Origin of the sequence: Oceanobacillus phoenicis, from assembly GCF_047238145.1 — a bacterium.
GTDB lineage: Bacteria > Bacillota > Bacilli > Bacillales > Amphibacillaceae > Oceanobacillus.
In genome coordinates this window covers 3,190,537-3,211,107 of sequence record NZ_JBDFME010000001.1, presented here as the reverse complement: position 1 = coordinate 3,211,107, position 20,571 = coordinate 3,190,537, and the positions used below count along the sequence as shown (strand labels likewise).

The following is a 20,571-nucleotide window of genomic DNA, read 5'->3' as shown; positions in this document are numbered from 1 at the left end:
GAAAAGCAAGCGTGTAAATGTCTCTATTAAAAGAATTTATAAAGAATATTGGAATTGAAAAGAAGAAAAAATTGAGGGATCGCTTATCTTTTCCAAAGAAGTACCTTTAAATGCTTTAGGAGAAAAATGATTATATTCTAAGTCGATTATTCTGGTTTTAAATTCAGGTGATGAAATTATGTTTTCCATTATCATCACTCCTCTTCAATAGTAACAATATTAATGGTTTTTAAAAGCTCAATTACTTTTTCTTTATGATTAATTATTTGTTTTTGACAATCTTCTGAATCTAGAATGTCATTACATCTAAGGCTTATTGATATATCTATGTTTCCAATTTCGTTCCAACTAAATCCAGCAATATTATATAGTTGCTCATTAAATTTGTAATCAGCAACTGAAAGGGTCGTATCATTTTCAGTTTTTATTTTTTTAAATTCCAAATCTTCTCCATGGCTTTTGGAAATTCGATCTTCAACATTTTCCTCAATTGGTTCTCCTTTATAATAGTCAAGACTAAAGTTTAAAAAAACTTCTTCACCTCTATCGATATGTGAAAAAGTAATAGTCTCGCTTCTATTATTAGGTCCAATATTATGGAATTTATAATTTACTACCATCTCCTCTGGAAAGTCCATCGTAAAACTCTTTGACTTGGATAAGAAAGGGTAGAAGCCTTCACGTACAGGTTCCGTGGATTGTATAAATTCTCGTGTGAATTCATCTTGAAGGGCTGGAACATCGGGTAAATCTTCAGCATTCATTTCTAAAGGAGATACATTTTTTTCTTGATCATTATTTATACCGCAACCTCCTATAATAAATAAGACAACTAATAATAACCACATATATTTTTTCACGAGGCATCCTCCAACATAGGTCTCAATCTTCATCGTATATAAGTATATAGATTATATACCCTACATCAATAAAAATAAGTAAAAATTATGAAAATAATACAAATATCTTGAATAATATTTACTATAAGAGGTGAAAGTGAGAATCTATTTGAATTTCATAATTAATATATTTGGCATAAAATCCAAATGTTGTGCTGTTTGATTTCCATTGCAGACGGACGCTTTTTAGCGGGTACGGCCTCAGCTAACTTAAAAGAAAAACACTTTTCAAGTGGATCTTCAGCTCGTGCTATACCTGTAGGAGTCGCCGTCTTTCATTACAATACAATTAAAGCGAAGTTTTCACTACAAAATACTATAAATCTTGTTTTAATTTCAGGGGGTATTAAATAGATTAGGATTCATACTACTCACTCACTTTTTATAATCTTCAAATTTTATTGATTTAAATTGTTCAATGATACCATTTTTATGGTTATTTATCTTGCTTTCGCAATTATTTTCGTTCAATTCATTAGTACATTTTATGGTAGAGGTTATTTGAATTTGTTCATTATCATTCCATAATAATGAAACTAGCATTAACCTCTTGTCATTTATTTTATACTCTGCAGTATCAAATGTTTTTGTATTGTTACTATCTATATTTTTAAATTCTATGTCATAACCAGCATTTTGGGAGAGCTGCTCCTTACTATTATCTGGACTTGAGATAGCGTTAAAGTAGTTGAATGTATGACTTATAAAGATATCATTAATTGCTTCTTTATAACCTATAACCAGTGTTTCACTACGGTTATCTGGACCAACGATATGACTTTTTTCGTCTATCACCATATCCTCAGGAAAGTCCATCGTAAAACCATTTGACTTGGATAAGAAAGGGAAGGAGCCTTCGCGAACAGGTTCGGTTGACTGTATAAATTCTCGGGTGAATTCATCTTGAAGGGCTGGAACATCGGGTAAGTCTTCGGCATTTATTTCAGAAGGAAGTAAATTGTCTTCTTGATCACCATTGATACCGCAACCTCCTGTAATTAATAGGACAACTAATAATAACCACATATATTTTTTCATGAGGCATTCCTCCACCGTAAATCTTAATCTTTATCGTATAAGTATAAAGAATATATACCCTGATGAAATAATAAAATGCGTAAGCATTATTTTCTAGAAGAAATGAAAATTAATTTATTTTTGAACTTATAGTTATTTACTTTCATTATTAATTACATCTATGGTTTTTAAAATATCAATAATATGTTCTTTTTCCTTATCTACATGCTCTTGACATTGATCTGGTTCAAGATTATCGTTACACATTAAACTTACTCCAATTTGTACTCTGCCATATTCGTTCCAACTTAAAGCTGCTATAGAATAAAGTTTCTCGTTAAATCTGTAGTCTGCAATGGATAAATTCGTTTCATTATTTGTTTTTATATCTTCAAAATTTAAATCCCTGCCATGGGCAACTGACATTAGTTCTTTCGCATTTTGTTCATCAGGTTCTCCTCTGTAATAATGTAAAATAAAATTTGGATATACTTCTAAGTTTCTATCAGAAGGTCCCAAAGTAATCGTTTCGCTTCGGTTTTCAGGAGCAACTATATGACTTTCAGTATTTACTACCATCTCCTCTGGAAAATCCATTGTAAAACTCTTTGACTTGGATAAGAAAGGGTAGAAGCCTTCACGAACAGGCTCCGGGGATTGTATAAATTCTCGGGTGAACTCATCTTGAAGGGCTGGAACATCGGGTAAGTCTTCGGCATTTATTTCAGAAGGAGACACATTCTTTTCTTGAACATCATTGATATCACAACCTCCTATAATAAATAAGACAACTAATAATAACCATATATATTTTTCCATGAGACCTCCAACTTAGGTATTATTCTTATCGAATTTTGAAAATAACAAATATATCACAAGCACTATGTATTGTATGTACATAGGTCATTGTCTACACCACATATAAGTATATAGATTATATACCCCAAATCAACAAAAATAAGTAAAAATTATGAAAACAAAAAAATACAGATAGCGTATCTGTATTTTTTACAAACCAATTATTCTTTTTCTATTTTTGCATCAGTAATAATTGGATATGCCATTCTATTGATTCCTTCAAATGTTCCAACTACTCGAACATGGTCATCTTCTGTCCATTCTTCAATAGAATCAATAACAATAACATAAATATCACCTTCTGCATCTTCAATGTGAATATGGTTACTTTCTTTCAAAGTAAATGCTTCATGTTGTACGTCTTCACTATCTGAGCTTTTCATTACATGTGTTTGTTGGTTTTCATTAATTTTTTTAATTTTTCCATGCAAATTAACCGTAGTACCACTCGAAATAATCTCGTCATCAGCGTGGTCACCTAATTCCAGACTATTCAACATTTTCCTATAGTCTGCTTCAACCGTTTCATTATTGCATGCAGCTAACAAAGTAAAACAAAATAGTAATAGAACTAATACTTTTTTCATGATATATATTTACCTCCATTAATATATTATACGAATAGAAAAATAGCTAGTTCTGAAAAGAATACAGGATTTATCTGTGATCACTCCCGCTGATTCACTTCCGTTGCTGCTCTTATTCCTGATTGAATAGCACCTTCTATCCAGCCGTTAAAATCAGAGGTGTGTTCTCCAGCAAAGTGAATTCTTCCTTCCGGTTGCCTGATAATGTCTTCTGTTATTGAAGCACCGAGTAACGGTGTTAATAGAGTGAAGCATCCTGCTGAATATGGATTGAGACTCCAGTTAAAATATACGGAACGAGAAAATTGTTTATATACTATATTGCTGTATATTTTGGCAAGATCTTTTAAAATCATTTGTACCATGAGGGTAGGAGTTGTACTAGTCCAAAGTAGTGCATCTTCACCCCAACTATAACTAGCTAATAATACAGCTGGTCCTTTTGTTCCTTTACCATAACTAGGTATGTAAGAGAACCTACTGGGAAGGTCAGAGATAGCATTTCCCATATTTAAATCTTCCCAGAACCTTTCTTTGAATTCGATGCCTATTTTTACAGAAGGTATATGAAGTAATTGACGAATAATTTGCCATTTATAAAAAGAAATAGATTCATAGGGGATTACATCAATAAATTGAAAGACAGAGAATGGGGAGGTGTTTATTACATAATCGCCTTTATACGTTTGTTTTTTATCAGTGTGAACAGTAATATGTGTAGATGACTGATGAATTGCGATAACTCGTTGTTCTGTTTTTAAATTTTTGTCAAGCTGCTGAGAGATAGAATATGGTAATCTGTCATTTCCGTTGTTGATAGCATCGAAATGAACATTATCTACGGTTAAAGGTTCTAAAATATCAGTAATGACATCTACAAAACTACCTTGTGGAAATCCCTCCAGTCCAGAAATTATCCCAATTAATCTTATTGCATTTGGAGAAAGAGAGGGACCTAATGGATTATTTTGTAGAAATTCTCCAATCGAATAGCCTTTATATTTTTCTTCGAGTAATCTTTGTTCTTCTTCATCACTATTTGTATATAGTTCTATAAATGGATCAATGGCTTCTTGAAGAAGTTGTTGGGCTGTTTTTCCTTTTTCATGATCTGGTAGGGGGAAGTTTAATATATCAGGGTTCGCTTCATATTCTTCTCTAGTTGTTCGAACATTATTAACTAGAATGATATCTTCAGGCGTTTCGTTTATAAATGGATGGATTTTCAAGTCGAATTTTTTGATATACGCATGTACTAGTTGATGATAATTAGGAATTCTCATTGCACCAACATCTAAGTAATTTCCTTCGGTTAGTGGTTCACGGATTGTATAAACTCTTCCTCCAACACGTTTATTTGCTTCAATAATCATTACATCATGTCCAGCGTCCTTTAGTAAATGTCCGGCAACTAATCCAGCCAAACCAGCACCAATAATAATGATTCGTTTAGGAGTGCTTTTCCCTTTGATACCATTAACGATAATATGAAGATAGTCTTCGGGGTAACGTAGTTGAATTGGTTCTCTTGTGTTCATCTGATTACCACCTTTTTAAAACATCATATGAGTTACTTGTGTCTTATATGCTGAATAACGAGGATAAGGTGGTGTAAGTGTTTGCTATAATTAGTATTACGATAGAAAAAGTGAGGGGAACAGAATGAATGCATATCCGTTATTTATAATTAATGTAGAAGCTGCTATCTATAACAGAGGAAAGTGGTTGATTATAAGTAGAAGTGAACAAGAATCCCATGCGGGAGGTTTATTATCGCTTGTCGGCGGTAAGGTAGAGTATTCCGAGATAGAGCTAGATGTACTCGAAAATGCGTTGAAAAGGGAAGTGATGGAAGAAGTTGGTATTGTTGTAAATAATCCGGTTTATATTTATAGTAATTACTTTACATTTGATTCAGATAAACATGTAGTTAATATTGTCTTTGCTTGCTCATATCAAGAAGAAAATGAAAGGCCAATTATTAACAGTGAGGAAGAGATTGATGAGATACAATGGATGAGCTCGGAAGAAATTAATCAAAATAGCAAAGCACCAATTCACCTAAAAGAAAGTATTCAACGATGTGAAGATCGAATGTTCTGTATTTAAATCAAAGAAGGCCCAAAAACTAAGGTACAAAGTAATGGGCCTTCTTTGATTTATCCACTGCTATTTTTACCTATCCCAATTCCATAATTCCACTTCTCCTATTTCTTCATTTTGAATAAAAGGCAGGTCTTCAAGTTTTTTTAATTCTTTTACTGGTCCTGTGACAACTGCACCGTAAGTGATAAATCCTTCTTCTTTAATGTATTCATATTGTGCTTGTAAATGTTTTAAGTTAAGAAAATTAGTATAGTAACTCTTCGTTTGATTGAGAAGATCCTCCATATTTTTTAACATGATGTTTTGGCTGCTTTCTATATTAGATAAACTATTATATCTGCTTGATAATAAGTAGTCCGAGGAGTGTTCTATTCCTGGGGTTAGACCCAAACGATCTGTGATAGCAATTTGATCATTACTATTGGACCATCCTTCGGGTTCGTATTTTATAAATTCACCAGTATAAAGCGGCATCCATAAAAGCATTATATCCAAATCATGTAATTTGGATTGCAATTCTTTCGGGCTCATATATTTATCTGTAGAAAAAGCAAGTTCGCCTACGGTTCCTTCTGGTAGCTGTTCTAATGATTTCCATACACTCTGATTAGTACTGCCATCTACCGATTCATTTGTCCTCGGATCTTTCGGTAAATAAAAATCAAATGGTGGTAGCTCTTCTGAATTTTGCTCTGAGTAGTTAATGGAGGAAAAATAACTAATGAATGTTTTTTTGATCTCCGCTTCGCCGATAAATTGTTGTTCTGTGCCTATACGTTTTGAGATAGGGTAAGTAATTTCGTTTGTTCCAAAAAAGTTCATTTCTGATTTGGTATCTGTACTTAATTCAGATCCTGTTGCGTTAGGTGTTGTCCATTCTAGGGCTAATATGGAAAAATACAAATTCTTCTTCGTAACATTTAATTGGTCTGCAGCTATGTTAATGACTATCATATAAAAAGCATATAGGAAAAAAACAGCTAACATAATACGTAATACTCGAAATACGAGTGTAAAACGATATTTTCTAAAAATCTTCTTTTCCATATCATTGTTCCAATTCTTCATAGTACCATCCTTTCTTTTTAGCCAACTGTTGTAGTCTCTTTCTTGCACGATGAAGAGTTACTTTTACTTGCTCTTCAGTCAACTCGGTTGTTTGCATTATTTCTTGATAGGAGAAGTCTTCAAATTCTCGTAAGTAGATAATAGTACGATAATTTTCTGGAAGAAACTGCAATAACTGTGCAATATTCTCATAAGTTTCTTTTCTTTCTAAATCTTCCTCTGGGAGACCATATGGGCTTAACATCTCTTTTTGAGGAAGTAGTTTGTGAAACCAAATTTGTTGCCTTCTTACTTTTTTGCGCCATTCATCGATATAGGTGTTTCGAGTAACGCGAAACAACCAGCTTCGAACACTCTCGTCTTTAAAGGTATGTAAATGAATGGTTGCTTGAAGAAATGTTTCTTGAGTCAGGTCTTCAGCGGTTTGCCTAGATTTAGAAAGTTGATAAGCGTATTGGAAAACAGAAGGGGCATGTTTGATAAAAATTTCTTCTAATTGGTTTTTCTTCACTTAATCCCCTCCTAGTTTAAAGTCATTGATAATAACGTTTATGCTTACATCAATGTTACAGTAATTTTTCAAATATTTATATTTCGTCATAACAATGTTTTAATATTGATTATTTTCTTCGACATAAGTGATGATATTCGTCATTTCTCGACATGAATATTAGGTTTGTTGTCGATGTATTCGTAAGAATAATTTAAAGTAATTTATCTGGAAACTTTCGTATTTCTAAAGAATGGATATAAAGGATTAATTTTATGTTGGTATTTTGTTTTATTCAGAATAAAAAAATAATTCTTACTTCCTGCTAATTATTTAACTTGAAAGTAGACTTAGTCCTACGTATTCATTTTGTCTTCTTAAGCAGATTTACAACATATTCCAACAACATTTTCAAACAAGGTTTGCTAATGTCTAGTTAGCTATTACAAAATTACACATTACTTCAGAATTTGTTTTATCGAAGGAAGGGGGATTGACGGATTTTGATAGTGCTTTTTATAACGAAAAGGGAGGTATACAGATGGTCCGTAAATTCTTTCTATTAATTCTATCAATCGTATTAACCTTCACTATTTTACCGATGTCAGCGTTTGCCGAACAAGAAGATGAAATACAGACGATTATAAATAATATGTCTGTCGAAGAAAAAGTAGGGCAGTTATTTATTGTCCATGCATATGGACAAACTCCAACAGATCCAAATTATGAATCAACAAACCTTACCAATAACCGTGGTGGTAAGAACTTTCAAGAGGTAATTGAAAACTACCATATTGGAGGGATTATTTACTTCAATTGGTCACAAAACATCGGTACCCCACTAGAAAAACAACAAGTGCATGATTTATCAAATGGATTACAAGATATCGCCTTGGAACAAGATTCAGAGATACCCTTATTTATCTCAACTGATCAAGAAGGTGGTATTGTTCAGCGAGTAATTTCACCAGGTACGGTATTCCCAGGAAATATGGCGATAGGAGCAACAAATTCAATAGACTTTGCATCCAGAAGCGGTGAAATTCTTGGGAAAGAATTGGATGCTTTAGGTATAAATATGAATTTCGCTCCAACAGTAGATGTTAATCTTAACCCTGCTAATCCGGTCATTGGTGTGCGTTCTTTTGGTGAAGATCCGGCGATGGTATCACAATTGGGAGCAGCGCAAATTACAGCATATCAAGAACAAGATGTTATAGCTACTGCAAAACATTTTCCTGGACATGGTGATACGGATGTAGATTCTCATTATGGTCTTCCAGTTATTGATCATGATTTAGAGACTTTGCATGAAGTTGATTTACCTCCGTTCCAAGCAGCGATTGATGCAGGGGTAGGGGCAATTATGACAGGACATATTGTTGTACCAGCATTAGATGATTCTGGATTACCTGCGACATTATCCTATCCTATATTAACTGAATTACTTCGAGAAGATATGGGGTTTGAAGGGTTAATTATTACGGATAGCTTAGGAATGTCTGGAGCAAATGTGGTACCGCCGGATCGTGTAGCAGTTGAATCTTTTCTAGCTGGAGCTGATATTTTATTAAATCCTCCAGATGTACCAGTAGCATATGACGGTGTAATGGATGCTGTAGAGTCAGGAGAGATTAGTGAACAACGATTAAATGAATCGGTATATCGAATTCTGTCTGCAAAAACGAATTCTGGATTGTTTGAAGATCCTTATACAGAAAGTAGTAAATTAGAAGTTATTGGCTCAGAGTCACATCTAAAAACAGCTAGTGAAATTGCGGAGAAAAGTATCACTTTACTAAAGAATGATGGAGATGTATTACCGCTTCAGGAAGATGAAGAAGTGTTTATTACAGGCCCTTCAGCTGCATATCCAAATAAGATAGCAAATCTACTAGAGGAAGAAGATTTCAATGTTTCGCATTATAGTACTGCAACGAGTCCAACAGATGATCAGATTGCAGAAGCAGTAGACAGAGCAACGTCAGCAGATAAAATCGTTGTGACAACATATACTGCAAATACAAATGAACGACAACAAATGCTTGTGGAAGCACTACAAGAACTGGACAAACCGATTGTAGTTTCCGCGCATCGAAATCCGTATGACTTAATGGCATTTCCAAATGTAGATGCTTACCTTAATTCTTATAGCTATTTGGATGTTTCATTAGATGCAGTTGGTGATTCGTTAATTGGGAATATTAATCCTCATGGGAAATTACCTGTAACGATACCGGATATAAATGAAATAGGAGATGGTATTGATTATGTTGGTGCTGAAAGTGCAAATGATATTAAAGCACTTGTAGAAGATCTTCATGCAAATGAAGAATTAAATTCAGAAGAAGCGAAGAAAGCGTTAGAAAGACATTTAACTGCAATCGCGCAATTTGAAAAGACTAATCAATCAGCGAAAGTCATCAAACATTTGAAGAGTTTTCAAACATTAGTAGATCACTATAGTGAACAAGAAGCACTAAGTGAAAAGGCGTATAACTATCTAGAAACTACTAGTCTTCGTTTAATAGATCAATGGGAAGACTAAAATAATGCCAAGCAGTAAAGGAAGAAAAATATGTTGTTTCGATCATTAATGAAATTATCTCTTTTCTGTTGTTTAGTACTCTTGACTCTATTACAAATTCATTCACCTACCTCAGCTGTATTTTCTGATTCCGAGGAGATTCAAGGAGAAATTAATGTTGAGATAGAAGAAAAAGAACAAGAGACAGAAGATAATAAGAAAATGGAAGAAAGTGAAACAGAAAAAGACAAATTAAACAGTGAGAAAGATAGTGATTCTAAAGAAAAAGAAATTCAAGTAGAGGAAGATACACCACAAGACCAGAAATTACCTTCTGAGGAAGGGAATGAGGTTCATCATGAAAAGGATGAAACTAGTTCTGACATGGCTGAAGAGGAGAAAGAAACGAATAAAAAGGAATCTAGTGAAACAACGAATTCCGAAGATGAAATAGAGGAAGATTCATAATTGGAGAGGGGGTGAATGCTATGCGTATAACTAATATTTTTCGAAAAGTCGGTAAACTTATTTTCACATGTTGTTGGGTAGTATTAATAGCATTTTTAGCATTATCGCTAGTTTCAAAAGCAAATGGAAATGATGGAAGTATCCTTGGGTATCAGGTGAAGTCAGTTCTGTCTGGATCAATGGAGCCCGGTATCCAGACTGGGTCCATTATTGTTATTAATACGAAGTCGAATGCAGCTGACTATCAACGTGGAGATATAGTTACATTTACTGGTGAAGAAGGAATGTTAATTACTCACCGAATTGAAGAGGTTCAAAGTAGTGGCACGCAATTTATTACAAAAGGGGATGCAAATAATGGTCCTGATGTGAGTCCGGTCCCGGTATCAAATATCGTTGGAGAATATAGTGGAATTACCATTCCTTATATAGGATATGTGTTGCATTTTGCCACCACTGCACAGGGAGCAGCGTTATTATTTATTCTTCCTGGGATATTATTAGTAAGTTATTCCATTATTACCATTCGAAAAGCTTTAAAAGAAGTAAAACAATTAGTAGAAGAGAAAACGGCCTAATAAAAATGAGGAGGAAATTACAATGGATATTAAAAAGAAATTAGGAACAGGTATAGCTTCAGCGGTATTAGGATTAACGCTTATTAGTGGAGGAACGTATGCTTATTTTAGTGATTCTGTGACCACTAATAATACGTTTGCTGCAGGAACAATTGACTTAGGGGTGGATCCGACAGAAATTATATCCGTTGATAATATTAAACCTGGTGATGTAATTACACGAGATTTTGAGTTGCAAAATAATGGCACACTCGATATTGAGAAAGTGTTATTAGATACTGATTATACTGTAATTGATGTAAATGGTGATAATTCTGAGGACTTTGGTAGTCATATCCGAGTTGAGTTCTTATATAACGCGGATAAGCTTGATGAAGTTATCTATGAAACCACTTTAGCAGAGTTGAAAGATATGACACCTGAAGCAGTAAATGAAAATGTATTTTATCCTTTACTAGGTGAACAAGGTCTTCCAGTAGATTCCATTGATGATTTAGTTGTTCAATTTCAATTTGTAGATAATGGTGAAGACCAGAATCAATTCCAAGGAGATTCCCTAGAATTGTCTTGGACATTTACAGCATTACAAACAGAAGGTGAAGATAAATAATAGTAGCTATAAGAGGTTGGGACACAAGTATTAGTCAAAAGATAACCGAATGATTTGGTTCTGAGAACCCGCTTCAGAAATATACTCGCTTATCCAGCGGCGGCAGGTGAGCCTCCGAATGCTTATGCATCAGGGTCTCACTTATGCCTTCCTTCCTCCCATAGGACAAGGAAGACATCGACAGCATTGCATCGCACGCAGAAAATCTATTTTTGATCTTCAAGGAGTCTCTGTATATTTCTTACGCTTAATCTAAATATCATTCGTCTTTTTACCAATACTTTTTGTCATGTGCCAACCTCTTATTTCTATGGAGTAATGGAGGAAGGAGGAATGTAATGAATTATCGTTTGCGTAGAAAGATTAATATATTTTTCGTAATAGTTTTGTTATATGGTGTGATTTTACCTTCAACACAAGCCGTTGCAGACAATACTGAGTATGAACCTGAAAACCCAGGAATTAAAGGTGAACAAACAGATCAAGGTAATCTTGGGATGGTAGTTACTGCTCATCCTCTAGCTTCAGAAGTAGGATCAGAAGTATTAAAACAAGGAGGAAATGCTGTCGATGCGGCAGTCGCTACCCAACTAGCATTAAATGTGGTTGAACCAATGATGTCTGGGATTGGTGGTGGGGGTTTTCTGATGCACTATGATGCTGAATCAGAAGATATCTCTATCGTAAATAGCAGAGAACGTGCGCCACAAGGAGCAACTCCTGATATGTTTATGGATAAAAGTAATATTGTTACAGAACCAGGGAAATTCTTTCTTGGAGCTATTGATTTGAACGGAGACAGTGGTGGTGCAAAATTTCATGTAGATGATATTCAATTACTCGATTTACAGTCGTCAGAAATGATTTTCGAAGTGGATTTTGAGGGAGGAGAAGGCTCTTGGGATGCAGATAAATTTAATATTTATGAGCGTGGGACTACATTCTCTGAATCTAGTGGTCTTGGGGAAATTATATTTGGTCCCCCATTTGGTAATAATTCATCATCCTTTGGACAAACAACTGCAATAATGGATGAAATAGAAGATAGTGAATTATCATTGAGATTTCGTACAGATGATCCTGGGGAAGACCGTCGCCTCCGACTATGGTTACGGGCGGATGAATATCGTTCTTCTGGTACAACATATGTGAAAAATGGTTATGGCATTGAATTAAATACGGATACAAATGAAGCTCGTATCTTGCAATCAAAGGATTCTACTACTTCTACTTTAGGTAGTTTTTCGTTAAGTGGAACTACTGACTGGCAACATTTACGTTTTCAAGTGGAAGGCAATCAACTCCGTGTGAAAATTTGGCAAGACGGAGTGGATGAACCTAACGAATGGAATGTCGATACCTTTGCTGGTGAAGTGATGCCATTTTCTGAACGAGTACAAAGTGGTTTATCTGTAGGTGTCCCAGGAACTTTAAAAGGGTTAGAAGATGCATTAAATCAATGGGGAACAATGGAATTAGATGAATTGATTCAACCTGCCATTGAGCTAGCTGACGATGGGTTCCCAGTTAATTGGGCTCTGGCAGATGCGATTGAAAGTAATCAGAACAAATTATCGAAAACGGCTGCTAAAGAAGTTTTCTTACCAAATGGAACTCCGTTAGAAGAAGGAGATCTATTAGTTCAGGAGGACTTAGCAAAAAGTTTTCAATTAATTCAAGAGCAAGGAACAGAAGCGTTTTTTCACGGTGAAATCGGAGAAGCTCTTGCTGAAGAAGTAAGTGACCGCGGCGGTAGTATGGAATCAACAGATTTGAATAATTACCAAACCACAGCGGAAGCTCCGGTTTGGGGCGATTATAGGGGATATGCTATAGCATCTATGCCACCACCAAGTTCAGGAGGAATTACGATGCTGCAGTTGCTCGAAATGTTTGAGCAATTGGAACTTACACAATTCGATATACGTTCTATGGAGAAATATCATTACATGACTGAGTCAATGCATCTAGCCTATGCGGATCGAGGTGCATATATGGGGGATCCAGAGTTTATTGATGTACCCTCTGAAGGACTATTGCATCCAGATTATGTAGCTGAAAGGATAGAACTAATTTCTCCTGATCGGGCGAATGATCAAATAGAACCAGGAAATCCTTATGAATATCAAGATGGAGAACCTAGCACCTTCATTGAACAACCAGATGATAAAGTTGATGGTCAAACGACGCACTTTACAATTGCTGATCGCTGGGGAAATCTTGTTTCATATACAACGACAATTGAACAAGTATTTGGATCTGGAATAATGGTGCCGGATTATGGGATTATGTTGAACAATGAATTGACAGATTTTGATGCCGTACCGGGTGGAGCCAATGAAGTACAACCAAATAAACGACCACTTAGTAGTATGACACCGACAATCGTTTTAGATGAAGGGAAACCTTATATGACAGTAGGCTCTCCTGGTGGTGCGACTATTATTACCTCTGTAACACAAACGATTGTCAATACAATCGGATATGAAATGAGTATAAAAGATGCTATTGAAGAACCTCGTATTTATAGTAACGCTTATCCTTCCATTCGTTGGGAATATGGGATTGGTGAATCTGTCCGAGAAAGAATGGAACAATTAGGGCATCGTTTTGAATCGAGCCCGCAAGAAATCGGTAATGTTAATAGTATTGTGCTAGATCAAGAATCAGGCATGTATTTTGGTGCAGCGGATTCAACTCGAGAGGGAACGGCAATTGGCTTAAACTTAGATGATTTTCCAGGGATCAGTGAATTAATCGAGTTAGTAGAAGCGAATGTGGAAAGTGGAGAAATAAGTTCTGATGCAGGTAACACGCTGCTTACCCATTTGTCAGCTGTTCAACATTATGAAGAGACGGATCAAATGTATAAAGCTATAAAACACTTTGAAAATATGGAAGTACTTGTAAACCATTTTTATGATAACGGAAAGATTTCAGAAGATGTCTACCATCGTTTATTAAGAGAAACATACCTAATTTTGGATTTATGGGAAATGGCTGCATAATGTAGCTATTTCTCTAATTAAATTATAAATGAAAAGGGTGTATGGCGATGAACAAAAGATGGATGCTAACAAGTATGTTAATTGTAATAATGGGTATAGCAATAACGATGACTTATGCATTGATTCCAACAACAGCAGATGAAACGGCCACCAATGAACATGTGATTGAATTAGGAGTAGACACGTTATTAGAAGATCATATGGATTTGGTTGAAGGAAAAAGAGTCGGATTGATTACAAACCCAACGGGTGTAGATCAAGAACTAAATAGTGTTGTTGACCGCCTTTTTGAACATCCAGACGTAGAGTTAACAGCTCTTTATGGACCAGAACATGGGGTTCGTGGAGATGCACAAGCAGGGGATTATGTAGAATACTATATTGATGAACAAACGGGACTTCCTGTATATAGTCTTTATGGGGAGACTAGAAAACCAACTCCAGAAATGCTAGAAGAGGTTGATGTGTTAATTTTTGATATTCAGGATGTAGGTGCTCGTTTTTATACCTATATTTATACGATGGCCTATGCAATGGAGGCTGCAGCAGAGAATGATAAGGAATTTATTGTTCTTGACCGTCCAAATCCACTAGGAGGTAACAAAGTAGAGGGGCCTGTGTTAGATCCAGATTACGCTTCCTTTGTAGGGAATTATCCTATCCCGTTACGACATGGAATGACGGTTGGTGAATTAGCAACATTGTTTAATGGGGAATTTGATATAAATGCTGATTTAACAGTAATAGAAATGGAAGGGTGGAAACGAGGAATGCACTATGAAGATACGGATTTGGAATTTGTACTACCTTCACCAAACATGCCAACCGAAGATACAGCTTTTGTCTATCCAGGCACAGCCTTAATTGAAGGAACAAATGTATCTGAAGGTAGAGGGACAACGAAACCGTTTGAATTTATTGGTGCACCTTTTGTGAACAGTACGGAATTTGCAGCAACATTAAATGGGTTGGATTTACCAGGAGTTACATTTCGTGCTGCATCGTTTACACCGATGTTTTCTAAACACAGTGGAAGTTTGAGTCATGGTATACAGATTCACATTACAGATAAAGAGATTTATGACCCAATCATAACCGGTCTACATGTGGTACAAATGTTGCATGATACGTATCCAGACGATTTTGAATTTAGAGCAGAGAATAGTAATGGAATTTCTTTTTTTGATAACTTGATTGGAAATGGCTGGATTAGACAAGGAATTGAAAATGGTGTACCTGTAGAAGAATTAGCGAGTCAATGGGAAGAAGACTTGTATGATTTCAAGGATGTGCGTAGAGAGTATCTGCTATATACGATACAAGTGGAAGATATCCATGGTTTAATTGAAACATATTCAGAGTCAGGAGATCTTCATGATGATGCAAAGAGAAAATTTGAAATGCATTTGACTGCAGTAGAACGCTTTGAAGAAAGAAAAGATGCTTCGAAAGTGGCAAAGCATATGGAAAGCTTCCAATTATTATTAGATCAACAATTACAAGCTGGCAAGCTGTCTACTTCAGCATATGAAGAATTAAGTGCCGAAACAACAGACATGATTTATCAATGGAAATAATTCTAACGAGGTGAAGCGCATTGAAAACATTTCGATGGTTAAGCACCGTTATTCTTGTAAGTTTCTTTGTAGTTGTTGGTTTTCCAGTAGAATCTGTTTACTCCAGTCCAATGGAGAAAATAGATTTGAAGGTTGGTACTTTTAATGTCGCAGCCGGCACAGGTTTAGATGGTGAATATGATGTCGATAGATTAGCTGATACGATTAATGAATTAGATGTGGATATCATTGGACTCCAAGAAGTTGATGTTCATTGGGGTTATAGGAGTAACTTTGATCATATGATGGAGGAGTTAGCGAGTAGATTAGAGATGGAATATTATTTTGCGCCAATCTATGATTTAGAACCAGTTAATCAAGGTGAACCTAATAGGAAGTATGGTGTGGGAGTTCTAAGTAAATATCCAATTGTAGAAGCAGAGAATCGAAATATCACAAGGTTATCGACACAAGTTCCTAATCCCGCTCCAACACTCGAACCTGGATTTTTACAAGCGAAGATTAATGTAGAAGGCGCTGAAGTAATGTTCTACGTGACCCATTTAGACTACCGGGGAGATCCTACTATTCGTGAAATGCAAGTGGCCGATATGCAGGGAATTATGAGTGAAGGGAATTATAATATTCTGGTAGGAGATATGAATGCAAGGCCTAATGCTACGGAGATAAGTCCCTTATTTTCAGATTTTATAGATGCGTGGGATCTGAACGATACAGATGGAGAAACTTTTCCAGCACATAATCCGGATCGAAGAATAGATTATATATTTGCCTCAAAACGTATGGAAGTTCATACTTCAGAAGTGAAAAAAGGAGGACAAGCCTCTGATCACTTACCTGTTATTGCAGAAATTGAAGTAGTATCTGGAAATCATTCGACTTCTTTTGAAGGACTGGAATGGCTAATCGATTATTATGAAAGACAAGACGCTTTTCATGATCAACGTATACATTTAGCACTATCGGGACAAATAAAAGTATTAAAGCATTATCAAAAAACCGATAATGTTGAAAAATTGCTGCGACACCTGGAACAATTAGAAAACACTATTCATCAATTAGGTGGAGAAGGATTAATAGAAGAAGAGGCAGTAGTAGAAATAAATGAAGATATCAATTATTTATACAATATTGTAGAATAGTATATTAATAAAAATGTTTGAGGTTGAGATCACTTAGTGATTATATAGGAGAACAAGCTAATATCAAATAAAATATACTTAAACTTTTATAGAAGGTGAGACTCCACAAGTACTAATAGGTGTTCATTATTGTTCGTAAAAAGTACAGTATATTTTAGGTATTGTCTCAGATTTTTCCTTTAATTAGTTACGTGTATCTCAACCTTATTATTATTTGAAAATATGAAAAAGGAACACCGTAATCCTATTAACATATTCAGCCTCGCATAGTTGGAAAAAATGGGCAATATGAAATTAAACAACACTAAATGGAGTAGTCTGTGATAAAATAACGATACAATGCAAGTAAAATTTGTACATTACATAATATAAAATTAAAGAGATATGTATGAACTAATCGCTGGTTTTGTTAGGAGAGGATAACATGAAGAAAAAAGTTGGTATTGTATTTGGAGGTAAGTCAGCAGAACATGAGGTTTCACTGCAGTCTGCTAAAAATATTGTAGATGCAATTGACTCAGATAAATACGAGGTATACTTATTAGGAATTGATAAGCAAGGAAATTGGCATGTGAATGATCGATCGCATTACTTGATAAACGAAGAGGATCCTAAATTAATTTCATTAAACAAAACAAATGAAGGAATCGCCGTTATTCCTGGGGCAGAAAAAAACCAGATAGTTACATCGAATTCCAATACTTCTCTAGATCAGTTGGACGTTATTTTTCCAATCGTCCATGGAACACTAGGGGAAGATGGAAGTTTACAAGGAATGCTTCGAATGGCAAATATTCCATTTGTCGGTTCTAGTGTATTAGGTTCTGCTATTAGTATGGATAAAGATATTGCTAAGCGTCTGTTAAAAGACGCTGGATTAAAAGTGGCAAAAGGGTATGCTTATCGAAATATTGATAAAGAAAGCATTAATTATAATAGTCTCAAAGAAGACTTAGGATTACCAATGTTTATTAAGCCAGCAAACCAAGGTTCGTCAGTAGGCGTTCATAAAGTAGAAACTGAAGAACAATTTTATTCTGCAATTAATGATGCTTTTCAATTTGATCATAAATTACTGGTTGAAGAAGCAATTGTAGGTAGGGAAATTGAATGTGCTGTTCTGGGAAATGAAAAACCAGCTGCTTCTATACCGGGTGAAATTTTACCAACGGGAGATTTTTACTCTTATGAAGCGAAATATATTGATGAAACTGGGGCAATACTTCAAATTCCTGCTAAACTAGAAGAGCCTGTAGTAGAGAATATACAAGATATTGCTTTACAAGCTTTTAAAGCATTGAATTGTGAGGGTCTAGCAAGAGTTGATGTATTTTTAACGGAAGACAATGAAATTGTCATTAATGAAATTAATACACTCCCAGGCTTTACAAAAATAAGTATGTATCCAAAATTATGGGAAGAAAGCGGAGTTTCTTATCGAGAACTAATCGAGAAATTAATCGATCTTGCTATAGAGAGAAATCAACGTGATCAACAATTAAAGAGTTCTAGAAATGATGAATAGGGGCTAATTACTTAGTCCCTTTTTAATACTAGAATTGTAAATAGATTTACTTTAAGATGGGTATTAAAGTATAAAGATTTGAGGGAGTATGGAATGAATGAAAAAACAAGTATAAAAGAGAAAGTAATTAAATATGTGGTGAGGAATTTACAATCCATCTTCTTACATTTCCTCATTTTAATTATTGCTTCTTTTACGATGGATCTCAGCTTTGAGACTAGTCAAGCTGCGCAGACATTATTTATATTATTGTTGCTTTATCTTCTAGGGGGATTCGTACTAAAAGTACAACCAACAATGTTACATAATCTTTTGTCTGTTTCACTTGTGCTTATCTATAATATAGTTTTATACTTAGGTCCTATTTTGATTACTCCATTAGAGCAATCCGCTTGGAATGTATGGTTAATCATGAACAGTATACCTTTTATTTATTTAGCATTTTTACATGAACAACTCATTTTAGTTGCCATTGTTATTCCTACAGTATTTTTCTTTATAGGATTATCTATTAAAACTATTATTGTACGAAAAAGAAAGAGAAAGACAAATTAAAGGAAATATACATAAGATTTAGATAAAAAATAGCATTGTAGTAAAAAAATAGGATGATTATCGGTGAGCTCGTACTTTTCTTGTTAGTGTAAAATTCTCTTATTTCAATTACTCAATGCTATTATTTAATTTCAAAAAGCCAAACCTTTTAGAAAAGATTTGACTTATTTTATTTTATCTTTAGGCTCTTCTTAAATCGGTAAGTAGTTATGCGTTTTTAAAGACTTTTGATAATAAATAGCAGCTAATTGAAATTGCTCGTGATAGGAATAAGCATCTGCTAATTGACGTAGATATAGTTGTAATTCATAATGTAACGATCTTTCTTCAAAATATGGGATGATATCTTTTTTTACAAATGATTCAAGTGCATTGGGATTTGTATGGTTGATCCGATGTTCTAACATTTTTACATCCAGTGTTTGCTTATTAATCTTATTTCCGTAAAATTCTTGTACGGATAGTAATACTTGTTCTAACCACTTACTAACTTCAGTGTGGCTATTATGAATATAATAGACTTTAATAAGTTTGAGTATGAGTCCAATTTTTTGTTCCATATTACAATGAATACAAAGTTCGTAGCTTTTTAATAAGTAGTCAATACCTGTTTGGTAATGGTGTTGATCAATTTCTATGGAACCATAGCTTTCATTGCATTTAGCGAGTAGAGTGGGGCAATTTATTTTACTGGCAATGTCTTCTGCAACTTCTGTACATTTCCAAGCTTGCTTATAGTTATGAACTTGCCGGAAATAATTTGAAAATAATAAATGGGATTCCGAACATTCCTCTAGTAAATAACGGCTCCGAAATAGATCTAATGCTTTTTTATTATAATGATAAACATTGTGTAAATCTTTTGAAGATGAAGCTGCTGTAGCTAAGCGATAATATAAATCTGTTTGCTCCTTTTGTTCATGAAGTACAAACTCATCCATATGTTTTTCCGCTTTCAAAAATAATTGTAATGCACGAGGATGATATTCTTTAAGATCCCAAAAGATTCCTGAGTACTTATACCAATAATATAATTCCATATTACTAAATTTTTTGGACTGCATATTTAGATGTTGATATTGTTGCAATGCTTGATCCAGGTCATGTAATAACAAGAAGTACCTGAATTTGTGTAATTCAATTGGAATATTAATTGTAGAATGAGTGATTTCTAATATTTGCTTTATATTGTTTTCGTACATATTTACCGCATTATCAACGTCTTCCTCCAGTAAATAATCAATCCAATCTTCAATTAACTTATTATCCTTATCCTTACTTTGGTTCAATAACTCCACTGGTATGTCTAATCGTTTGCTGAGAAGTTCAGCTATGTCCCTAGGAGGTATTTGATTACCATTTTCAATCTTGGACAGATATGATACGGAAATCAGTCCATCTGCAAGGTCTGCTTGGGTCATATTGGCTTGTAATCGATAATGCTTTATAATCTGCCCAATTCTATTATCCAAATTTTAACACCTCCTTCTTTATTATATAAGGGATGGCTTTGAAATACTAACATAGAGTATAATTAATTGGCGTAAAAAATGTAA

19 protein-coding genes and 1 pseudogene are annotated in these 20,571 nt (G+C 34.6%); 11 read left to right on the top strand and 9 right to left on the bottom strand.

Annotated elements, in window-relative coordinates; translation table 11 throughout:
* Positions 1-36: 36 nt before the first annotated feature.
* From ABC346_RS16100 to ABC346_RS16075, 6 genes are all read right to left on the bottom strand, one after another.
* A complete protein-coding gene (locus ABC346_RS16100) occupies positions 37-189 on the bottom strand; it encodes a hypothetical protein (RefSeq protein ID WP_413235814.1) in 153 nt (50 codons plus the stop codon).
* Positions 190-194: 5 nt separating this feature from the next.
* Entirely contained in the window at positions 195-860 is a 666-nt protein-coding gene (locus tag ABC346_RS16095) for a hypothetical protein (protein ID WP_413235813.1), read from the bottom strand.
* Positions 861-1,274: 414 nt separating this feature from the next.
* Positions 1,275-1,937, bottom strand: coding sequence for a hypothetical protein (locus ABC346_RS16090; RefSeq protein WP_413235812.1), 663 nt, complete (start codon positions 1,935-1,937; stop codon positions 1,275-1,277).
* A 132-nt stretch (positions 1,938-2,069) separates the two neighbouring features.
* Positions 2,070-2,735: a hypothetical protein gene (locus tag ABC346_RS16085; RefSeq protein ID WP_413235811.1), complete on the bottom strand. Its 666-nt coding sequence runs from the start codon at positions 2,733-2,735 to the stop codon at positions 2,070-2,072.
* Positions 2,736-2,935: 200 nt separating this feature from the next.
* Positions 2,936-3,361: a hypothetical protein gene (locus ABC346_RS16080; protein ID WP_413235810.1), complete on the bottom strand. Its 426-nt coding sequence runs from the start codon at positions 3,359-3,361 to the stop codon at positions 2,936-2,938.
* 80 nt (positions 3,362-3,441) lie between these two features.
* The gene (locus ABC346_RS16075) at positions 3,442-4,899 is read right to left on the bottom strand and encodes a flavin monoamine oxidase family protein (RefSeq protein WP_413235809.1); all 1,458 of its coding nucleotides are present in this window, start codon (positions 4,897-4,899) and stop codon (positions 3,442-3,444) included.
* A gap of 124 nt (positions 4,900-5,023) precedes the next feature.
* Here ABC346_RS16075 and ABC346_RS16070 point away from each other — a divergent pair, with 124 nt between their 5' ends.
* Entirely contained in the window at positions 5,024-5,470 is a 447-nt protein-coding gene (locus tag ABC346_RS16070) for an NUDIX hydrolase (RefSeq protein WP_413235808.1), read from the top strand.
* A 66-nt stretch (positions 5,471-5,536) separates the two neighbouring features.
* Here the strand turns inward: ABC346_RS16070 and ABC346_RS16065 are convergent, their stop codons facing one another.
* Entirely contained in the window at positions 5,537-6,535 is a 999-nt protein-coding gene (locus ABC346_RS16065; RefSeq protein WP_413235807.1) for an anti-sigma factor, read from the bottom strand.
* Entirely contained in the window at positions 6,516-7,046 is a 531-nt protein-coding gene (locus ABC346_RS16060) for a sigma-70 family RNA polymerase sigma factor (protein WP_413235806.1), read from the bottom strand. The genes ABC346_RS16065 and ABC346_RS16060 overlap by 20 nt, the downstream gene beginning before the upstream one ends.
* A gap of 520 nt (positions 7,047-7,566) precedes the next feature.
* Here ABC346_RS16060 and ABC346_RS16055 point away from each other — a divergent pair.
* From ABC346_RS16055 to ABC346_RS16010, 10 genes and pseudogenes are all read left to right on the top strand, one after another.
* On the top strand, positions 7,567-9,573 hold the full coding sequence (locus ABC346_RS16055; RefSeq protein ID WP_413235805.1) for a glycoside hydrolase family 3 protein: 2,007 nt from the start codon (positions 7,567-7,569) through the stop codon (positions 9,571-9,573).
* 30 nt (positions 9,574-9,603) lie between these two features.
* A complete protein-coding gene (locus tag ABC346_RS16050; RefSeq protein WP_413235804.1) occupies positions 9,604-10,020 on the top strand; it encodes a hypothetical protein in 417 nt (138 codons plus the stop codon).
* 20 nt (positions 10,021-10,040) lie between these two features.
* The gene (sipW, locus tag ABC346_RS16045) at positions 10,041-10,598 is read left to right on the top strand and encodes a signal peptidase I SipW (protein WP_413235803.1); all 558 of its coding nucleotides are present in this window, start codon (positions 10,041-10,043) and stop codon (positions 10,596-10,598) included.
* 22 nt (positions 10,599-10,620) lie between these two features.
* Complete coding sequence (locus tag ABC346_RS16040; RefSeq protein ID WP_413235802.1) at positions 10,621-11,208, top strand: TasA family protein; 588 nt, start codon at positions 10,621-10,623, stop codon at positions 11,206-11,208.
* Between the two features lie 338 nt (positions 11,209-11,546).
* On the top strand, positions 11,547-14,216 hold the full coding sequence (ggt, locus tag ABC346_RS16035; RefSeq protein ID WP_413235801.1) for a gamma-glutamyltransferase: 2,670 nt from the start codon (positions 11,547-11,549) through the stop codon (positions 14,214-14,216).
* A 107-nt stretch (positions 14,217-14,323) separates the two neighbouring features.
* Positions 14,324-15,529, top strand: a pseudogene (locus ABC346_RS16030) (exo-beta-N-acetylmuramidase NamZ family protein); the annotation flags it as partial.
* Positions 15,506-15,793 (top strand): FIMAH domain-containing protein, encoded by a 288-nt coding sequence (locus ABC346_RS16025; RefSeq protein ID WP_413236566.1) that lies wholly within the window; start codon positions 15,506-15,508, stop codon positions 15,791-15,793. The pseudogene ABC346_RS16030 and the gene ABC346_RS16025, both read left to right, overlap by 24 nt.
* A gap of 20 nt (positions 15,794-15,813) precedes the next feature.
* Positions 15,814-16,935 (top strand): endonuclease/exonuclease/phosphatase family protein, encoded by a 1,122-nt coding sequence (locus ABC346_RS16020; RefSeq protein ID WP_413235800.1) that lies wholly within the window; start codon positions 15,814-15,816, stop codon positions 16,933-16,935.
* 424 nt (positions 16,936-17,359) lie between these two features.
* Entirely contained in the window at positions 17,360-18,460 is a 1,101-nt protein-coding gene (gene ddlA / locus ABC346_RS16015; RefSeq protein WP_413235799.1) for a D-alanine--D-alanine ligase, read from the top strand.
* Between the two features lie 93 nt (positions 18,461-18,553).
* Positions 18,554-19,015 (top strand): hypothetical protein, encoded by a 462-nt coding sequence (locus ABC346_RS16010; RefSeq protein WP_413235798.1) that lies wholly within the window; start codon positions 18,554-18,556, stop codon positions 19,013-19,015.
* 191 nt (positions 19,016-19,206) lie between these two features.
* On the opposite strand, the gene ABC346_RS16005 is transcribed toward ABC346_RS16010, so the two are convergent.
* Complete coding sequence (locus tag ABC346_RS16005; protein ID WP_413235797.1) at positions 19,207-20,487, bottom strand: helix-turn-helix domain-containing protein; 1,281 nt, start codon at positions 20,485-20,487, stop codon at positions 19,207-19,209.
* Positions 20,488-20,571 lie beyond the last annotated feature (84 nt).